The organism is Proteus columbae (genome assembly GCF_009914335.1).
Lineage (GTDB): Bacteria > Pseudomonadota > Gammaproteobacteria > Enterobacterales > Enterobacteriaceae > Proteus.
The window spans coordinates 2,592,560-2,612,779 of sequence record NZ_CP043925.1; the positions used below are offsets into that span (position 1 = coordinate 2,592,560).

19 protein-coding genes are annotated in these 20,220 nt (G+C 38.8%); 7 read left to right on the forward strand and 12 right to left on the reverse strand.

Translation table 11 applies throughout. The annotated features are described in order from the left end of the window. Nucleotides 1–49 precede the first annotated feature (49 nt). On the forward strand, nt 50–631 hold the full coding sequence (yfbR, locus tag F1325_RS12415; protein WP_160230527.1) for a 5'-deoxynucleotidase: 582 nt from the start codon (nt 50–52) through the stop codon (nt 629–631). 103 nt (nt 632–734) lie between these two features. Here yfbR and F1325_RS12420 read toward each other — a convergent pair whose 3' ends face one another. The 5 genes from F1325_RS12420 to yfbV all read right to left on the reverse strand — a co-directional run bounded on the left by F1325_RS12420 (nt 735) and on the right by yfbV (nt 6,018). Next, nucleotides 735–2,078: a hypothetical protein gene (locus tag F1325_RS12420; RefSeq protein ID WP_160230528.1), complete on the reverse strand. Its 1,344-nt coding sequence runs from the start codon at nt 2,076–2,078 to the stop codon at nt 735–737. 195 nt (nt 2,079–2,273) lie between these two features. Then, nucleotides 2,274–4,103, reverse strand: coding sequence for an SLC13 family permease (locus tag F1325_RS12425; RefSeq protein WP_160230529.1), 1,830 nt, complete (start codon nt 4,101–4,103; stop codon nt 2,274–2,276). A 109-nt stretch (nt 4,104–4,212) separates the two neighbouring features. Beyond that, nucleotides 4,213–4,875 carry a sugar phosphatase gene (locus F1325_RS12430; RefSeq protein WP_109374117.1) on the reverse strand — a complete coding sequence of 221 codons (663 nt, stop codon included), beginning with the start codon at nt 4,873–4,875 and terminating at the stop codon, nt 4,213–4,215. Between the two features lie 53 nt (nt 4,876–4,928). Next, nucleotides 4,929–5,423, reverse strand: coding sequence for a YfbU family protein (locus tag F1325_RS12435; RefSeq protein WP_088495118.1), 495 nt, complete (start codon nt 5,421–5,423; stop codon nt 4,929–4,931). 139 nt (nt 5,424–5,562) lie between these two features. Continuing rightward, nucleotides 5,563–6,018: a terminus macrodomain insulation protein YfbV gene (gene yfbV / locus F1325_RS12440; protein WP_069367978.1), complete on the reverse strand. Its 456-nt coding sequence runs from the start codon at nt 6,016–6,018 to the stop codon at nt 5,563–5,565. 392 nt (nt 6,019–6,410) lie between these two features. Between yfbV and ackA the strand changes: the two genes are divergently transcribed. The 3 genes from ackA (at nt 6,411) to F1325_RS12455 (ending at nt 10,378) form a co-directional block, all read left to right on the forward strand. After that, on the forward strand, nt 6,411–7,613 hold the full coding sequence (ackA, locus tag F1325_RS12445) for an acetate kinase (protein ID WP_160230530.1): 1,203 nt from the start codon (nt 6,411–6,413) through the stop codon (nt 7,611–7,613). Nucleotides 7,614–7,690: 77 nt separating this feature from the next. Then, the gene (gene pta, locus F1325_RS12450; RefSeq protein ID WP_109374115.1) at nt 7,691–9,835 is read left to right on the forward strand and encodes a phosphate acetyltransferase; all 2,145 of its coding nucleotides are present in this window, start codon (nt 7,691–7,693) and stop codon (nt 9,833–9,835) included. 399 nt (nt 9,836–10,234) lie between these two features. Continuing rightward, nucleotides 10,235–10,378, forward strand: a complete 144-nt coding sequence (locus tag F1325_RS12455) for a Hok/Gef family protein (protein WP_099073797.1) — start codon at nt 10,235–10,237, stop codon at nt 10,376–10,378. Nucleotides 10,379–10,450: 72 nt separating this feature from the next. On the opposite strand, the gene alr is transcribed toward F1325_RS12455, so the two are convergent. The 4 genes from alr to F1325_RS12475 form a co-directional block, all read right to left on the reverse strand. Continuing rightward, nucleotides 10,451–11,674, reverse strand: coding sequence for an alanine racemase (gene alr, locus F1325_RS12460; protein WP_160230531.1), 1,224 nt, complete (start codon nt 11,672–11,674; stop codon nt 10,451–10,453). Between the two features lie 192 nt (nt 11,675–11,866). Continuing rightward, nucleotides 11,867–13,123, reverse strand: coding sequence for a PTS ascorbate transporter subunit IIC (locus F1325_RS12465; RefSeq protein WP_160230532.1), 1,257 nt, complete (start codon nt 13,121–13,123; stop codon nt 11,867–11,869). Nucleotides 13,124–13,133: 10 nt separating this feature from the next. Further along, nucleotides 13,134–13,421 carry a PTS sugar transporter subunit IIB gene (locus tag F1325_RS12470; protein ID WP_069367973.1) on the reverse strand — a complete coding sequence of 96 codons (288 nt, stop codon included), beginning with the start codon at nt 13,419–13,421 and terminating at the stop codon, nt 13,134–13,136. A gap of 29 nt (nt 13,422–13,450) precedes the next feature. Next, nucleotides 13,451–13,894 carry a PTS sugar transporter subunit IIA gene (locus tag F1325_RS12475; RefSeq protein ID WP_109374111.1) on the reverse strand — a complete coding sequence of 148 codons (444 nt, stop codon included), beginning with the start codon at nt 13,892–13,894 and terminating at the stop codon, nt 13,451–13,453. Between the two features lie 227 nt (nt 13,895–14,121). Here F1325_RS12475 and F1325_RS12480 point away from each other — a divergent pair, with 227 nt between their 5' ends. Next, nucleotides 14,122–15,168, forward strand: coding sequence for a LacI family DNA-binding transcriptional regulator (locus F1325_RS12480; protein WP_109374110.1), 1,047 nt, complete (start codon nt 14,122–14,124; stop codon nt 15,166–15,168). Here the strand turns inward: F1325_RS12480 and yfcD are convergent. Beyond that, nucleotides 15,165–15,707 carry an NUDIX hydrolase YfcD gene (gene yfcD / locus F1325_RS12485; RefSeq protein WP_099073791.1) on the reverse strand — a complete coding sequence of 181 codons (543 nt, stop codon included), beginning with the start codon at nt 15,705–15,707 and terminating at the stop codon, nt 15,165–15,167. The genes F1325_RS12480 and yfcD overlap by 4 nt on opposite strands. A gap of 198 nt (nt 15,708–15,905) precedes the next feature. Here yfcD and F1325_RS12490 point away from each other — a divergent pair, with 198 nt between their 5' ends. Then, entirely contained in the window at nt 15,906–16,520 is a 615-nt protein-coding gene (locus F1325_RS12490) for a glutathione binding-like protein (RefSeq protein ID WP_109374109.1), read from the forward strand. A 65-nt stretch (nt 16,521–16,585) separates the two neighbouring features. Further along, nucleotides 16,586–17,491: a TIGR01777 family oxidoreductase gene (locus F1325_RS12495; RefSeq protein ID WP_160230533.1), complete on the forward strand. Its 906-nt coding sequence runs from the start codon at nt 16,586–16,588 to the stop codon at nt 17,489–17,491. Nucleotides 17,492–17,984: 493 nt separating this feature from the next. Here F1325_RS12495 and F1325_RS12500 read toward each other — a convergent pair whose 3' ends face one another. Together F1325_RS12500 and purF are read right to left on the reverse strand one after the other, a co-directional pair. Then, nucleotides 17,985–18,566: a UbiX family flavin prenyltransferase gene (locus F1325_RS12500; RefSeq protein ID WP_109370910.1), complete on the reverse strand. Its 582-nt coding sequence runs from the start codon at nt 18,564–18,566 to the stop codon at nt 17,985–17,987. Between the two features lie 119 nt (nt 18,567–18,685). After that, entirely contained in the window at nt 18,686–20,203 is a 1,518-nt protein-coding gene (gene purF, locus F1325_RS12505; RefSeq protein WP_160230534.1) for an amidophosphoribosyltransferase, read from the reverse strand. Nucleotides 20,204–20,220 lie beyond the last annotated feature (17 nt).

A 20,220-nucleotide genomic window follows, 5' to 3' on the forward strand; every position in this document is an offset into this window, starting at 1 on the left:
TGATTATCCACTCACAATAATGTCTTCAATCACGCAATTGGGAGATATTATGAGTTACTTTTTTGCCCACCTTTCTCGCTTAAAACTCATTACTCGTTGGCCTTTAATGCGTAACATTCGCCAAGAAAACGTTTCTGAGCACAGTTTACAAGTGGCTTTTGTTGCCCATGCCTTAGCGGTGATTAAAAATCGTAAATTTAATGGCAATGTCAATGCCGAACGAATTGCATTACAAGCGATGTATCATGATGCAAGCGAAGTGATCACTGGCGATATGCCAACGCCTATTAAATATCACAATCCTCAAATTGCTCATGAATATAAAAAAATAGAAAAATACGCGCAGCAAAAACTAATTGAAATGTTACCCGAAGAATTACAAGATGACTTTCGCCCTCTTATTGATGAGCAATTACATAGCGAGGAAGAAACATTTATTGTAAAACAAGCAGACAGCTTGTGCGCCTATTTAAAATGTCTTGAAGAGTTAGCCGCTGGCAATAGTGAGTTTAATTTAGCGAAAAATCGGTTAGAAAAAACCCTAGCAGAAAGGCATAGCCCAGAAATGGACTATTTTATGAAGGTGTTTGTACCAGGGTTTAGTTTATCGCTGGATGAGATTAGTGAGTGAGCAATTAAGTAAACCATTTTTATAAAAAGGTGAGTGCTAACAATAATCACTCACCTTAAAAATTGAAACTGCACTTTAATTTTTATTGATTTAATAATATGAATCAATCTTCATTATTAACTTTGTTTTCGTCAGAAGACATATTCTTATCATCCATATCTGCTGTTTCTGTTCCATCTGCTATTTTTGTTGCTATTTCTGTTTCATTTTTTATTTTGTTTTCCTGTTCCATTTTCTTTACCAGTGCCGGTGCCACTTCATTTATCTTTTCCATTATCTTTATATTGTCTGCTAAAATCCTTACTGTATTAGATTCAAAACTGTTGATCAAACCTGCTGTTAATTTATTTAGTTTATCGACTTTGCTATTATCTTTACCAATAACTAAATTTCTTATTCCTTTCATACCTCTAATAAATACATTACTTCTATTAACACTTTTTACTTTCCCCATAGCAAGCCTTATTATATCATTTCTATTTATTTGAGTTTTTTTCTTATCATTTAATGTTTTGTTAATTGCCAAATTAACTTGCTCTAATCGCTGTTCTGGGTTTAATGAGGCAGCAAAAGTTAATCCTGTGTCTTTTATCATTTGTTTAAAAATGCTTTCGGCTTCCTCTAAACCAATATGAATTTCAGCATAATTAATATAATTTTCAGCAACGTTTTGGAAGATATCATGTATATTTAAATCACTTTCTTTTTTAACAATATTTTTATTTTTAAAATCATTAACAAGTTCAAAAAGATCTTCTATTTTTTTATCAAACTTATTTGACTCCATCGTTTTTAATATATTTTTCGCTCTATTTGTGATATTTAGTTTATTTTCTCTAGCTTCTATATACCCTTTGTATTTCTGCCTTAAATACTGCTTTACATCATAAGAAGAACTATTCTTATCATTATTTTCTAATATATGAAAAATTATTGCCTCATCTGCATTTTGTAATTCTAGTAAAATAGAAAAATCAGTCATTGCCTTTGCTGATTTATTATGAAATTCAGGTGCTAATGAGGTGAAATTATTATAATCTGATAATACCTTTCTAGCCAAAAGTTTATTATCATCATGATTATTAATCGGTTTAGTAAAAAAATCAGAATTGTCAGTGATAGCCCGACCTATCTGCGCTAAGTCATTGATAACACTTTGAGTTTCATTTTCATTAGGTTTATTCGGAAAAATAAGGTTTTTATTATTCACTCTTGTTGTTAATTTACCTTGAATATTTTTTTCTATTTTTAACTCTTTTATTTTACTAATTAATACTTTATTGATTTCTTCTGATTTAATCTTATTAAAAATAGCTTTACATTCCTCCGTAGTATTTTCTACGCCATTTATACCATTATTAATTTCATTAAATTCACCAGACTCATTAACTTCATCAATTTTATTTGAATGTGAAATAGGTGCATTACCATCTATTGAATTAAGCATTATATATTTCTCTCTTATTAAAATTATTTATTAACTCAAGAATATGACTATACTTTTTTTTCTAAAAAAGATTTTCAAAAAACACACATCCATAGATATGACGCATGCATCAAATAAAAAACCACCGTTCAATAAATAAAAAACGCTGTTTATTAATTAACAAACAGCGTTTCAGCAAAACAAAAGTATTAATATTTAGAATGGAAATAATAGCGGGATCAAGAAGACACTAATCAACATCACAATAATAGTAAATGGCACACCAATCTTAATAAAATCGGCAAACTTATATCCCCCTGGTTCAAGAATAAGCGTATTAACGGGTGATGAAACCGGTGTCATAAAGGCTGCGGATGCAGCAACACCAATCACCATGGCAAACGGTAATGGTGACACATTCATTTGATTCGCAGCAGCGATAGCAATTGGTGCCATTAATACCGCCGTTGCCGTATTGGAAATAAACAACCCAATTGATGCACAAAGTATAAATAAACACACCAACATCACTTGAGGACCAGCACTACCCGCAACATCCATTAAACCATTAACAATAAGCTCTATACCGCCTGTTTTTTGTAATGCGGCTGCAAAAGGCATCATACCAACAATTAAAATAATACTAGGCCAATGAATAGAGCGATAAGCACTTTCCATATCAATACAACGGAATTTACCCATTAATAAACAGGCAATAAGTGCTGCAATAAAATTAGGCACTTCATTCGTCACCATTAACGCCACCATTAATGCTAACGAAAACAGTGCATGGGGTGCTTGGGATGAAGCAGGGGCAACAGTTTCAATTTCTGCTGCTAAATTTAACACGATAAAGTTACGTGGTTTCGTCGAAAGAATACGGATTAATTTCCAATCACCAATCACCAATAACACATCACCAAGGCGTAATGGCTCATCGACAATTTTACCCGGTAAGGCACTTCCTTCACGACGAATAGCAACCACGTTTAGTCCATAACGGGTACGAAATTTAATTTCTCTTAATGATTTACCTAATAATTCGGAATCAGGATTCATGGATACTTCAGCAAGCCCTACATCACGAGATTGTTCAGAAAAATATTCACCTCGCAATACCATTGGCTCTAATAGCTGTTCACGGCAAAACTCACGTAAATCGACATCACTGGCTGACATATCAACCAATAAAACATCACGCTCTCTTAATTCAGTGCCACCGGTTGCACTAACCATAACACGCCGAAAGCGCCTCCAGCGTTCAATACCGACAACGTTTGCACCATAACGAGAACGTAAATGTAATTCATCAAGAGAATGACCGACTAGCGGAGAACCTTTACGAATGGCTAAACGACGAGCACGCCCAGCTAACTGATAATCACGAATAAGATCACGGAAAGTCCGACGATAAGCTTCTTTTTGCTTACCATTATCGTTATTTCCTAGCCATCGACGTACCACCAGCATATAGAGAATGCCTGCGAATAATACGGCGATACCAATAGGTGTAATGGAGAAAAACTGAAAACTCGGTAAACCTTCTCTGACTAATTCACTGTTAACAACCATATTAGGTGGTGTTGCCACTAAGGTCATTAATCCACTAATAAGTCCAGCAAAGCCTAACGGCATCATTAAACGACCTGGCGATGTTTTCATTCGAGCAGCAACACTCAATACAACAGGAATAAAGATGGCAACAACACCTGTTGAACTCATGAAAGCACCTAAACTTGCAACGCATATCATTAATAGCACAAGCATTTTAACTTCACTGCTACCCGCGACACGAACTAGCCAGTCACCCATTTGATAAGCCACACCGGTTCTCACTAACCCTTCGCCAATAACAAAAAGGGCAGCAATCAGTAATACGTTAGGATCGCTAAACCCTACCGTGGCTTCATTTAATGAGAGTGTACCGCTAAGAACGAATGCGATGATGACAAGTAAAGCGACCACATCCATGCGGATTTTGTTGGTCGTAAAAAGGACAATAGCTATCAATAGCAGGCTTAAAACCCATAATAATTCGCTATTCAAAATGGCCTCGATCAGCAATAAGTGAAAACAGTTTAAGACATCAATTCACTACATTGATAAGTAGACCATTTTTACAACAATAAATCTTCTAATATGATCAAAGAAAAGACTATCTTTTGTGCGTTATTATTACTTTTTCAGCTTGCTTATCGATTTGAATATCATTTAAAGAATCAATAATTAAGTGAATCTCATTACGGCGAGGGAGAGAAAGAGGGGCATGAACGGCAACAACTTGGCATCCCGCATCTAAACCAGAGTAGATCCCCGCAGCTGCATCTTCAAAAACCACACAATCTTGTGGTAATAATCCCAATTTTTTGGCACCTAAAAGATAAGGCTCAGGATTAGGTTTACCTTTACTAATACATTCCGCTGTAACCCAATGCTTAGGTTCTGGAATACCCGTAACAGATTGGCGTGTTGTTGCGATCGGAACCGTACCTGATGTGACAATCGCCCATGGAATATTTAAGTCATTAAGGCGATTAATTAACTCAATAGCCCCCGAAAGCGGGGCTAAACCTTCTATTTGTGTTGATTCTAATTTCTCTAACCAACGAAATGTCTCGGTTATCTCTTGTTCGGTGGCATTAGGCATAAAATGGCGAATCGACTCAATAGCAGGCTTTCCGTGGATGTAGTCATTAATCTCTTGTGTTGATACACCGACACGCTCACCAAATAACGCCCAACAATGTTCAACAACGGGTAATGAATCGACTAATGTTCCATCTAAATCAAACAGAAAACCTTTACATGTGATTGCCATATTTTATGCCTACTTTTACCTTATAGTGATGCGTTAACCATAATGTACTGCAATTACGCATTAAGTATTTGCTGGATTTCAACGGCGCTAAGGTGATATTGGCGAGGGCATGCTAACCAAACATTAAGCATTCTTTGGTATTTTTCCCACATTGGTGTTTGAGAGTTAAAACCATGACTGCCACTATCGAAATGCGTGTAACGCCCTTCTGTATTCACCATAAAACGCACATAGCTAAGATAGCGGGATTCTGTCGCCGCATCAAAGCCTATAAATGCGACACGTCGAGCATCTGGCATCTCTTGTTCTTTTAAGTTATCACGAGAAACTTGCAGTGCATGGTACATTTCCATGACGTTAATAATGGTACGGCAAGTCTCTTCTGACATTTCATCGAAGTCACGATCAAGTTCACGTAATTGTAATCCATAACCACGTTCAATAATTGTCTGATAGCGACGATAACGTTCAGCGTTATCAGGATCCATCATAGTCATCATTTTATACTGATTAGAGAGGATCAAGCGTTGTGCGTGTGTCATTTCCATCATTAATTCTCCAAAGAAATCATTGAGGAGAGCATGACATTAATCAAAAGTATTGAGTAGTGCTAACTACGCGTTTTTTGATCTCAACGGGGTAATTCAGATGACAATAATGACAAACGAGGAAGGTAGAACAAATGTTCTACACATCATCAAGAAAAGAACGATCCAGTTGCTTAAAAGCACGTTTTAATAAATGGGCTAAAGAAAGGTAAGTCGGTGTTTGCTCAACAGGTGCTAAAGCGATACCTGCTTCTTCAAATTTCTCACGAATTTCATAAAACCAGCGCAATAACGTAGCAGGAAGAGGCGTTGCTGCACGCTTGCCTAACCACCATAATCCTTGCATTGGCAAGCTACAAGCAAAGAGCGCGGTTGTAATTGCTGGCCCCAAATTACCACCCAATGCGATTTGCCATGTCATTGTAAAAATGGCGATAGGCGGCATATAACGAATACCAAAGCGAGTGGCTTTGACAATACGATTTTCAGGGAAAACAGGCGCTAACTGCTTTTCAACCGGCCAGGTTTTTAAATACTCGTTACCCAAACGAAGCTTCTTAAAAAAGCCGGGGGGAGTCACTGTCGGTTCGCTCATAATGACCTCAATCAATTTCTTCTGTAACTTTTAAAAAATATCTATAAAGAATAAAAATCTTTTAGTAGAATTAAGTATATTTTGTCTTTGTTGCCTTTACTCTGTATCCTGTGCCCATTCTAAAGGTTTGTGGCAATAAAGCGCTATATTTTGTTTGCCGGCGTGATTTTCAACCCTTTTCGACGATTTTAACGCGAAAAGTTAATGGGTGAATAAAAATCGTCCAATTAATGATTGGCAACTATAATTAGCATCAAGTTTTTTACTTTAAGCATGATGCGCGTCATTAATGTCATCATAGGAATGCGATAGGCTTTTATGATTGACGTTTTATTAACCACCGTCTTTATAATATAAAAGACACTACGACAACAAGATAAATAGGTAATTCCATGTCAAGTAAGCTGGTGCTGGTACTGAACTGCGGTAGTTCTTCTCTTAAATTTGCAATTATCAACCCAGAAAATGGTGAAGAATTCCTGTCGGGTTTGGCTGAATGCTTCAACCTTCCTGAAGCCCGCCTGAAGTGGAAAATGGATGGCCAGAAACACGAAGCTGCGTTAGGCGCAGGTGCTGCTCATAGCGAAGCATTAAACTTTATCGTAAATACTATTCTGGCTCAAAAACCAGAACTTTCTGCACAAATCGCGTCTATTGGTCACCGTATTGTTCATGGTGGCGAGAAATTCACTAAATCTGTCGTGATCACTGACGAAGTTATCAAAGGTATTGAAGCAGCTATCCCATTTGCACCATTGCATAACCCAGCTCACCTTATTGGTATTGAAGAAGCGCGTAAAGCATTCCCTCACTTAATTGAAAAAATGGTTGCTGTTTTTGACACGGCTTTCCATCAAACAATGCCAGAAGAAGCTTATTTGTATGCTCTGCCATACAGCTTATATAAAGATCACAGCATCCGTCGTTATGGTGCTCACGGAACTAGCCATTTCTTCGTTTCTCGTGAAGCCGCTAAAATGTTAAACAAACCTGTTGATGAACTGAACGTAATCACTTGCCATTTAGGTAATGGTGGTTCTGTTTCTGCTATCGTTAATGGTAAATGTGTTGATACTTCTATGGGGCTGACTCCATTAGAAGGTTTAGTCATGGGTACTCGTAGTGGTGATATCGATCCTGCTATCGTGTTCCATTTACATGATGCTTTAGGCATGAGCGTTGAAGACATCAACAAACTGCTGACTAAAGAATCTGGTCTATTAGGTTTAACAGAAGTCACTAGTGACTGCCGTTATGTTGAAGATAACTACGACACTAAAGCAGATGCTAAACGTGCAATGGACGTTTACTGCCATCGTTTAGCGAAATACATCGGTTCTTACTGTGCACTGATGGAAGGTCGTTTAGATGCTATTATCTTTACTGGTGGTATCGGTGAAAACGCAGCAATGGTACGTGAATTATCACTGAAAAAACTGGCTCTGTTAGGTTTTGAAGTTGATCATCAACGTAACTTAGATGCACGTTTCGGTAAATCAGGCACTATCACTACCGATAACAGCCGTCTTGCTGTTGTTATCCCAACTAACGAAGAGTTAGTTATCGCTCAGGACGCAAGTCGCCTGACCGCTTAAGTTCTTTGATGTACTGCCAGTGTAATACTGGCAGTACTGTTTTACATAACGAGCAACCGATATTTAAAGAGGTTTCCGTGTCCCGTACAATTATGCTAGTCCCAACTGATACACGCGTAGGTTTAACCAGCGTCAGCTTGGGTGTTATCCGTTCTATGGAACAAAAAGGCGTTAGCCTGAGCGTGTTCAAACCAATTGCACAACCTCGTGTAAAAGGCGCGTTAGATCAGACAACTGCGATTATCCGCTCTCACTCCACTATTCAATCATCAGAACCTTTAAACATGGATTATGTTGAGTCTCTACTCAGCTCAAACCAAAAAGATGTTTTGATGGAAGAAATTGTTGCTAGATACCATGAAAACACCGCTGATGCAGAAGTTATTCTCATCGAAGGTCTGGTACCTATGCGTAAGCACCCTTTTGCACAATCATTAAACTATGAAATTGCAAAAACATTAGGTGCTGAAATTGTTTTCGTTACTGCATTAGGTAACAACACTGTTGAACAGCTAAAAGAGCGTATCGAATTTGCGCGTGCTGAATTCGGCGGTGTAAAAAACCAAAATATCACAGGCGTTATTGTTAACAAACTAAATGCACCTGTTGATGATCAAGGCCGTACTCGCCCTGACTTATCTGAAATCTTTGATGATTCAAGTAAAGCGATTATCTCTAATGTCGATTTAAAAACCATCGAAAAAAATAGCCCACTGCCTTTACTGGGTTGCATTCCATGGAACTTCGATTTAATCGCCACTCGTGCAACCGATATGGCAAAACACTTAAATGCGACTATCGTCAATAAAGGCGATATTGAAACCCGTCGTATTAAGTCTGTTACTTTCTGTGCACGTAGTATTCCACACATGTTAGAGCATTTCCGTCCTGGTTCACTTTTAGTGACTTCAGCGGATCGCCCTGATGTATTAGTTTCAGCATGCCTTGCAGCAATGAATGGCGTTGAAATTGGTGCAATCCTACTAACAGGTGGTTACCAAATCGATGCACCAATCAAACAACTTTGTGAACGTGCATTTGAAACTGGCTTACCAATCTTTATGGTTAGTGCGAACACTTGGCAGACCTCTTTAAATCTGCAAAGCTTTAGCTTAGAAGTTCCTGCTGATGACCATGAACGTATTGAAAAAATTCAGAACTACGTTGCTCAACATATCAATACACAATGGATTGATTCACTGACAGCTAACTCTGAACGCCCTAACCGTCTATCACCACCAGCATTCCGTTATCAGTTAACAGAACTAGCACGTAAAGCGAAAAAACGTATCGTTTTACCTGAAGGTGATGAGCCACGTACTGTCAAAGCAGCAGCAATTTGTGCTGAACGTGGTATCGCAACTTGCGTACTGTTAGGCGATCCTGAAGAAATTCGTCGTGTAGCAACTGCACAAGGTGTTGAATTAGGTACAGGCATTGAGTTAGTCGATCCTAAAGAAGTCCGTGAAATCTATGTGCCTCGCTTAGTTGAACTGCGTAAAAGCAAAGGTATGACAGAGGTTGTTGCTCGTGAACAGTTAGAAGATAACGTTGTTCTTGGCACATTAATGCTGGAAAAAGGTGAAGTAGATGGCCTAGTTTCTGGTGCTGTTCATACTACCGCTAACACTATTCGCCCACCATTACAGTTAATCAAAACTGCACCAGGTAGCTCATTAGTGTCTTCTGTGTTCTTTATGCTGTTACCTGAACAAGTTTATGTTTATGGTGACTGTGCAATTAACCCAGATCCAACAGCAGAACAACTGGCTGAAATCGCAATTCAATCTGCAGATTCTGCAATTGCATTCGGTATCGACCCACGCGTTGCGATGATCTCTTATTCTACTGGTAACTCTGGTGCAGGTAGCGATGTAGAGAAAGTTCGTGAAGCGACACGTTTAGCACAAGAAAAACGCCCTGATCTGATGATTGATGGTCCTTTACAATACGACGCGGCTGTTATGGCTGACGTTGCTAAATCTAAAGCGCCAAATTCACCTGTTGCAGGTAAAGCGACTGTATTTATCTTCCCTGATCTGAACACCGGTAACACTACTTATAAAGCAGTACAACGTTCAGCTGACTTGGTTTCAATCGGACCAATGTTACAAGGTATGCGTAAACCAGTGAATGACCTTTCTCGTGGTGCATTAGTGGACGATATCGTCTACACCGTTGCGTTAACAGCAATTCAAGCAAGCCAACAAGAAAACGCATAATTACTGAAGTTCGCTTCAAATAAAAAAACGCCAGATGATTGATTTCATCTGGCGTTTTTTTATTCTACAGATTTTTAATTTACTAAAATTCGAAGCAGTGTCAACATCGATTCTGTCTCCTTTATAAAGGAGAGTCAAGAAAAATCTCGCATATACCTCCCCAATACAAATACAACTAACATATTGATTTTAATCGTTTATTTATATTGTTTTATTCAAAAAAAGATAGAAATGAGGTAGGTTTCTGTTAGTATGCAGGTGGGTGCTTGGATCATTTTGGTTCAAGCATTAGTGAGAGCCAAAAAGACGAAAGCCCCGAATTCTATTTTATTAAAATCCGAGGCAGTCTCAAACCAGACAACTTGATTCTGTCTCCTTTATAAAGGAGTGTCAAGAGAAATGGCTAAATTTGCCCTGATGGGGCTGATTGCTGTCTGTATGACAGCACTGTGTTTATCATTACTTAAACATGAAAGATTATGCTCTTTCAATATTCGTAGTGGTCACACAGTAGTTCAAGCGACTTTATCTTGCGATAAATAGCTTTGTGGGGGAACTTTCCCCCACAATTTCTCAAACAGGTTGTTGTGTTTTGTGGTTACCAAGCACCCTACTTTAATCCACTAATATCCGTTGATTGGTTGCACCCCATAAAATCGACATTTCCGTAAACAGTGCGCCACTAATATCTTCAACTTCTTCTGCCGTAATTTCGCTATTGCCTTGCTTACCAAAGAATACGACTTCATCCCCTGATTTGATATTTTTAAGATCTGTAATATCAACAATCACCGTATTCATTGACGTTTTACCTAAAACAGGGACACGTTGGCCACCAATTAAGGCATGTCCAGCATTACTAAAAACTCGACGATAGCCATCTGCATAACCAACAGGAATATTAGCTAATACCGAGTCACGTTTTAGTGTGTAAGTACGGTCATAACCAACAGTATTACCTTTAGGATAATAATTGATTGAAGCAATATTCGATTTAAACGTCATAACACGTTTGTAATCTGTACTTGCGATAGTATCGCCATAGAAAATTCCGCCCACACGCACCATATCTAGCCATGATTCAGGTACGGTAATTGTGGCGAACGTATTTGCCATATGCAGAGTGACATCTTTACGATTTAGCCCTGTAACATCCAATACTTTTTGTGATTGCTGTTTAAAACGAGCAAGATCTTCTCTTACTTTATCAGCATCTTCTTCAGGATAGTGAGACATAATGCCAACCACTTTAAGGTTAGCTAATTGAGCAATTTGCTTCGCCTCTTCAAGCCCTGCATTATTATTCACTTCTAATCCATTACGAGACATTCCACCTGAATTTAAAGCTAAATGAATAGGGATCACTCTATTTTGTTGTTTAGCAATGGCATCTAATTTTCTAGCCATATCTAAATTACCAATCAATTCCTCCACGTTATAGCTTGTTGCCTGAGCCATCTCTTGCTCTGTGGCATTACGTACACGCATTAAACGACCTTGGAATCCTAGATCACGAACTTCTTTTAGCTCTTGGTTATTCGTTACGCCAATACATTGCACATTATTTTCAATCATAACAGGTGCGACTAATGATAAATCATGACCATATGCATCGCCTTTTAAAACGGCACAAAGAGAGGATTTATCACCTAAAAGTGATTGTACTTTCTTCACATTAAAATCGAGCGCACTACGTGAGATTTCAATCCATGAGTTATTCACGATTGCAGGTTGAACCTGCGCCGTTCGAGTCACGGGTGGATTGTGATTAATCGGTTGTTGGCAAGCAGTGATAACAAAAAGTGGTAACAACGCAAGATATCGAATACCAAAAGACATCTTCTTTTTCCTTAGTGATTGTGATGTAAACCTATTTTTATAATTAATTAGGTACGAAAATATACACACAGTGAATATTCACTCAGGATAATAGCATTATTATTCATAAAATAAACATATTAATTCATATAAAAAAACGCCCCAATGAATTAATTTCAATGAGGCGTTTATCTATCTTAATTCTTAAAACAATCAGCGAACAATAATACCTAACAGAATACCAATAACACCAAAGTCTGCATCACTAAATGTAGTGTTAGCAATACCGATATCGCCAAGTACAGGCAAGAGGAATACAGGTAAGAAGGTAATTAATAAACCTTGAGCAAAGGCACCTAAAATAGCACCACGACGTCCACCGGTTGCATTACCAAAGACCCCCGCTGTTGCACCTACAAAGAAGTGAGGAACAACACCTGGGATGATCACCGTCCAATCTAAGGCATAAAGAATGAACATACCGATAACGCCAGCGGCAAAGCTACTTAAAAAGCCGACCAATACCGCATTAGGAGCATAAGGGAACACCACTGGACAATCTAAAGCGGGTTTTGCATTAGGGACTAACTTATCAGAAATACCTTTAAATGCTGGAACGATTTCAGCAATCACCATACGTACACCTTGCAGAATAATATAAACACCTGCTGCAAAGGTTATGGATTGCATCAATGAGAACATAAACCAGTTTTTGCCACCACTGACTTCACGAACGAAAGCATCGCCCGCAAATAAACAGGTAATGATAAAAATAATACCCATTGTAAAGGCGATGGCAACAGGCGTATCACGTAAAAATAGTAAACTTTTAGGCACATTCATCTCTTCGGTTGAATGCTCTTTATTACCAAATTTACTGCCGATAAAACCAGCAACAACATAAGAGATAGTCGAGAAGTGTCCTAATGCCACATCATCAGAACCGGTAATTTTTTTCATATAAGGATGAGCAATGGCAGGGAAAAACACCATTGAAATCCCAACAACTAATGAACCTACCGCAACTAATACTGTGCCTTCTAAGCCTGCTGTTGCCAAAATAACCGCCACCATCATCGACATAAATAATGTATGGTGACCGGTTAAGAAAATAAATTTCCATGGCGTTAAGCGTGCAATTAAGATATTGATCAACATGGCAAAAAACATAATTAATGCCATCTCTTTACCAAAGCTCTTTTGTGCAATAGAGACAATCGCCTCATTATTTGGCACAACGCCTTGAATACCAAATGCATGTTGGAAAATTGTTGAGAAATCACCCAGTGAGTTGATAACTAACCCTGCACCTGCGCCTAAAATAACAAAACCCATAATGGTTTTTACGGTGCCTTTAATACATTCTGTAACTGGTTTTTTTTGGGCAATTAAACCAATCAATGCGATCAAACCCACTAAAATAGCAGGCTCTGAAAGCACATCACTCATTAGAAAGCGGAAAAAGTCCATGATAGGCTCCTTATAACGCGCCTAATTCACGTAATGCGACTGAAAGCTTCTCTTTCATCGCCACTTTATCAATCATGTTATCCAGTGAAACAACTTTTCCATTTACCGCTTGTGAATTGAGTTGCTCTGCAATATCACGGGTGCCAACATAGATATCACTTGGAGTACCTTTTGCTGATCCCAGATCAACATGATCGACTTCTGCATTCACAGAAAGATCTTTTAGGATACTTTTGATGCTCATTTCCATCATTAAGCTACTACCTAAACCATTTCCACACACAACAGTAATTTTCATGATATTCCCCTCGGTAATTTAAATCGTCATTAATAATTGTTGATAACGGCTAATACATCCGCTTTGCTTTTCGCATTAAATAGCTTTTGAATATCTGCATCGTTATCAAAAAGTTCGGCTAATTTCACAATGGCATTAATATGACTATCGTTATCTGTTGCAGCCAAAACAATCAGTAATTTCACCGGATCGTTTTCATCAGCACCAAATTCAACACCTTGCTCAACAATCGTTAATGCAAGAGAAAGTTGATTAACACCATCTTCAGGACGAGCATGAGGCATCGCAATACCGGGGCCTAAAACATAATATGGCCCTATTTTTTCGTGTGATTTGTAAATTGCATCGATATAACGAGGTTCAATACAACCTTTATCAATCAATGGCTGACATGCCACTTTGACTGCATCTCTCCAATCGATAACGTTTGGAACCACTTGCACCACATCGGGCGTTAATAACGTTTTAAGCATACTTGCAACCTCGATAAGACTCTCTATGAGCTTCGTTATTAAGGATAGTAATCATTAATGGTAGCGCTATCTAGATAGATCATTCGTAATTGTGATAGCGCTATCATTTTAATGAAATGTTAATTGCAGAAAATGCCAACAATTGACACTGTATTGTTTCAGCATAATAGGAAGATTTCAGGTAGGATCTGCGGTTAATAAAATAGGCTAGGCAAGCATAATAACAAATGATCAAAACACGTAAGCGCCGAAATACAGGTCGCGTCACATTACAAGATGTCGCTAAACATGCAGGAGTCGGATCGATGACCGTCTCTCGTGCATTGCGAACCCCTGAATTAGTTTCTGATAAGTTACGAGAAAAAGTTAATCAAGCAGTAGAGGAACTTGGCTATATTCCTAATGCCTCGGCAGGTGCTTTAGCTTCAGCACAAAGTCATATTATTGCGGTACTGTTGCCCTCCTTCACAGATAGGGCCAGTGCAGATTTTATGCAATCTTTACAACAAATACTCAATCGCCATCAATATCAAATTTTAGTGGGTTGCTATGAGCACCAACCTCACAAAGCCAGTGATGTGATTAATATGCTGTTGCAAAGTAATCCTGCCGCATTAGTTGTCTTTGGTTCACAGCTTAGCCCAACTCATTTTTTGCATATCAGTAATGCCAATGTGCCTGTTGTCAGCGTTGCCAGCCAACCAGATGAACAAGCCGCTATTAGTATTGATTGTTCTTATGAGCAAGCGGCATATGATTTAACAAACCATTTAGTCACCCGAGGAAAGCGTTGTATTGGCTATATTGGTGCGTTACAAGGACAACGCCTGCACCACCAGCAAATAACCGGTTGGTCACGAGCGTTACTCAAAAATTATTTAAATGCTGAGCAAAGTGTCACTACACCTGATCCCGCATCTATGGCATACGGTCGACAAGCATTAACAGAGATTTTATTGCGCCAACCCGAACTAGATGCGGTCATTTGTAGCCATGAGAGTATTGCACTAGGTATGATTTTTGAGTGTCAACGTCGATTAATTAAGATCCCACAAGATCTGGCTATCGCTTGTTTAGAAGGCTCTGAAAATAGTGATCAGATATCCCCTTCTCTCACATCAATTCGTTTTGATTATCACAAAATGGGAAAAGAGGCAGGAAAACATCTGATAGCACTTTTACAACGTTTAAGAGACGAAGATGATAACGCTATATTCGAAGATACCGTTATCAACTATGCTTATCGATTTGAGTTAGGGCAAAGCACCCCTTAGTCCACAGTTTCTCTACTTTCTAGGCGTGTACTGTTGTTACGTGTTAACCAAAGAGAGAGGGCTTTTAATGAATCAGGCGTGAATTCATCACAGCGCTCAGTAATTTCAGAGGGAGTTAACCAACACACTTCCTCAATTTCTTCTGCTTGCAGTGCGAAGGGTCCATGAGAAACACAGCTAAACAAGCTTCCCCATACACGGCAACTTTCATCATCATAATAAAATTGACCATGCTCAGCAAAAGGGACTCCAGCAATACCTAACTCTTCTTCTGCTTCACGACGCGCACTTTCAAGTAAATTCTCACCTTGCTGAACCACACCACCCGCAGTAGCATCTAACCAACCAGGATAAAAATCTTTTATTTCAGTTCGACGCTGCGCCAAGATTTTCCCCATTCCATCATGAACAACGATATAAGTTGCTCTATGTCTTAGATTTTCAGCTCGCATTTGTTGACGTGTTGCTTGTGCAACGACTTCATTTTTATCATCAACAATATCAACCCATTCAACCAATGCCGTCTTTTCTTGTTCCATCCTCAACAAACCTTTTTTAACCGATACTAAACGATCGTAATTTTTATCCTGAATATACCAAAATCACTATTTTTCACCACTACAATAATCATACGTGACTTGTTTTATCCATCTTGCGCTTTTTTGCTTTTTATGATGTTAAAAGGCAGACTGTGATTATATTGTCTATTTAGTGCCTACTTTATTTTGGAGCTTTTAATGATTGACTTATATTATGCAGATACCCCAAATGGCCAAAAAATAACGCTTTTTCTTGAAGAAACTGGCATACCTTATCAGTTACATCGCATCGATATTAGTAAAGGCGATCAATTTAAACCTGAGTTTTTAGCAATTTCACCCAATAATAAAATTCCCGCGATTGTAGATAATTCACCTATTGATGGTGGTGAGCCTATCTCTATTTTTGAATCAGGTGCTATTCTTATCTATCTAGCTGAAAAAAGTGGCAAATTGCTCAGTCAAAATTTACGAGAAAAAACAACACAACTACAATGGCTGTTTTGGCAAGTGGGGGGATTTGGCCCAATGTTGGGACAAAATCATCACTTCACCCGTTATGCCACAGAAAAAGTCCCTTATGCGATTAAACGTTATACTGAAGAAACACAGCGTTTATATAGTGTATTAGAGAAAAGGTTAGCGCAGTCACCTTACCTTGGGGGCAAAGAGTACAGCATTGCGGATATCGCCACATATACATGGGCTCGTCTGCACGATCACCACAATATTGATTTAGCAAATTATCCCGCAATTGATAAATGGCTAAACAACATTAACCAACGCCCAGCTACGAAAAAACTCTTTAGCTAATATAAGCAATTCATATATCAGGATGATATTTATTCTTTTCAAGCAAGTAGATCAGGAGGATTGTGATGAAAATACTTATCACAGGTGGTACAGGATTAATTGGCAAAGCATTAGTTTGTGAGCTTGCGCTCGCCAATAATGATATTACGGTGCTTTCTCGTTCGCCTCAAAAAGTTTATTCGCATTTTTGTAATGAAATCACCTGCTGGACTCAACTCAACGATAAACAAAATCTTAATGAGTTTGATGCCGTTATTAATCTTGCTGGAGAACCTATTGCTGATAACCGTTGGACTCCCTCTCAAAAGCAAAAACTGGTTAATAGCCGTTGTCATTTAACCCAGAAATTGGTTGATTTGATTAAAGCTAGCGATTCTCCTCCAACAGTTTTCATTTCTGGCTCTGCAGTAGGTTTTTATGGCGACCAAGGTGATACACGAGTTACAGAAGAGACGCCAGCAAATCCTGAGTTTACACATGAACTCTGTGCAAAATGGGAACGTATTGCGCTTGAAGCTCAAACACCATTAACACGAGTTTGCTTGTTGCGTACAGGGATTGTACTTTCAACTCTCGGTGGTGCACTGCCTAAAATGAGCAAACCTTTCAAATTAGGATTAGGTGGCAAATTAGGAAGCGGAAAACAGTATATGCCGTGGATACATATCGATGATATGGTCAGTGCGATTGTTTTCTTGCTTAAGACCCAAGATGCTAAAGGCGCTTTTAACTTAACAGCACCTAACCCAGTACAAAATAAAGAGTTTACTCGCCTATTAGGAAAAGCTTTTAATCGCCCAGCATTAATGATGGTTCCCGAAAGTGTATTGCGTCTAGTGATGGGAGAAAGCGCGGCATTAGTATTAGGTGGACAACAAGCCATTCCTGAAAAATTACTCAATGCAGGCTTTGAATTTCGTTATCCACAATTAGAAGAGGCATTAAAAGATATTATTAGCACTGGAAAATAATCTCTTTTAATTCGGATTAGGTATTCTACCAAATAAACGCAGTCAACAACGCTACAACTTGAAGTATGACGAGTAAATACTCTAAATAATTCAAGATGCGGCTAGGCGACAAGTGAATCTATTCCTTGAAAAAACGCCTAGGAGCATACAATAGTATGTGACTAGTGCGAATAAACGCAGTCAACAACGCTATACCTTGAAGTATGGCGAGTAAATACTCTAAATAATTCAAGATACAGCTAGGCGACAAGTGAATGAGTCGCTAGGAGCATACATCAGTATGTGACTAGTGCGAATAAACGCAGTCAACAACGCTATACCTTGAAGTATGGCGAGTAAATACTCTAAATAATTCAAGATGCAGCTAGGCGACAAGTGAATGAGTCGCTAGGAGCATACATCAGTATGTGACTAGTGCGAATAAACGCAGTCAACAACGCTGCAACTTGAAGAATGACGAGTAACGCTGCAACTTGAATTATGACGAGTATACTTAGCGAGTGGGCTTATCGCCCTCCCACCTTTGAAATAAATCATCAGGTAAATCAATCTCAAACTGATCAAGTACACGATTTACTGTTTGATTAACAATATCATCAATTGTTTTAGGCTGAAAATAGAAGGCAGGTACTGGTGGCATAATCACTGCACCTAACTCAGCAGCCTGTGTCATTAATCGCAAATGACCCAAATGCAGTGGCGTTTCACGCACACATAATACTAACTTACGCCCTTCTTTTAATACCACATCCGCAGCGCGAGTGACTAAGGTATCTGCATAGCTATGAACAATACCTGACAGGCTTTTAATTGAGCAGGGTAATATGACCATTCCATTGACACGAAACGATCCTGAAGAGATAGATGCGCCAATATCGCGATCGTCATAAATCACATCCGCTAAAGCATGAATATCTTTTAGCGAATAATCAGTTTCTAATGAAATCGTACGGCGTGCAGCTTGGCTAATCACTAAATGTGTTTCAACTGACGGCACAGATTTTAGTATCTCTAATAAACGTATGCCGTAAATTGCACCACTGGCACCTGTTAGCCCAACTATCAGCTTTTTCATTATAATCCTCAGAATATATACCTTTGTTAATCATTATGATGATTAACCCTCAAAAAACAAGCGTCGATGCAGAACACACTAGCATCGACGCTTTATAAGGAAGGTATCTTACCGAAAAATCAGCCTTCGTTATAGATTTCCAAATTTTCTATTTCATTCTGATCACGAATTTTATGTTCATCATCACGACGTAGATTTTCTAAATAATCCAAGTAATCTTGATCGATATCTTTCGTAATATAAACACCGTCAAATACAGAACATTCAAACTGATTAATATCAGGATTCTCTTCTTGTACTGCGGCGATTAAATCAGTGAGATCTTGGAAAATAAGTCCATCAGCACCAATTAATTTACGAATTTCATCCACTTCACGTCCATGAGCAATAAGCTCATTGGCATTTGGCATATCAATACCATACACATTAGGGAAGCGAACTTCTGGCGCTGCTGAGGCAAAATAGACTTTCTTCGCACCCGCTTCTCTTGCGAGTTCGACAATTTGCTCTGACGTTGTGCCACGGACAATCGAGTCATCAATCAACAGAACATTTTTATCACGAAACTCTGCGCGATTTGCATTCAGTTTACGTCTAACTGACTTACGACGCTCTTGCTGACCCGGCATAATAAAGGTACGACCAACATAGCGATTTTTTACAAAGCCTTGGCGATAAGGTTTATTGAGAATATGCGCAATTTCTAAGGCAATATCACAAGATGTTTCAGGGATTGGGATCACAACATCAATGTGTAAATCATCCCATTCTTTGGCAATTTTAGCGCCTAATTTCTGCCCCATACGTAAACGCGCATTATAAACCGAAATTTTATCGATAAAGGAATCAGGACGAGCAAAGTAAACATACTCAAACAAACAAGGCATTAACTGCGGATTTTCAGCACATTGGCGAGTAAAGAGTTGCCCTTGCTCTGTGATATAAACCGCTTCACCCGGTGCAACATCACGTAAAAATTCAAAACCTAAAGTATCAAGCGCAACACTTTCAGATGCGACCATGTATTCATAGCGACCATCTTCTAAGGTACGTTTACCCAATACTAAAGGGCGAATACCAAAGGGATCACGAAAAGCCAGTAAGCCATGACCGATGATCAAAGCAACACAAGCATAAGCCCCGCGGAGTTTTTTATGCATTGCCGCAACGGCTGCAAAAATATTATCAGGCTCAAGCGGGAAATGGTCAAAACGGTCTAATTCGTATGCCAATACATTGAGCAGGATTTCAGAATCAGAGGTGGTATTGATATGGCGACGTGCTGTTTCAAATAATTGGCGACGTAATAAATGCGCATTGGTTAAATTACCATTGTGCGCCAACGTAATACCAAAAGGTGAATTCACATAAAAAGGCTGCGCTTCTGATGCACTAGAACTACCCGCAGTTGGATAACGGACATGCCCTATCCCGATAGTACCTTTTAAACGCAACATATGACGAGTTTCGAACACATCTTTAACCAGTCCGTTCGCTTTGCGAAGACGGAAACCGTTGTTGCCGTCTATTGTTGCAATGCCTGCTGCATCTTGACCTCGGTGTTGTAACACCGTTAACGCATCATAAATTGATTGGTTTACTGGATTAGCTCCAGCGATACCGACAATACCGCACATGAATAGATCCTCATCAG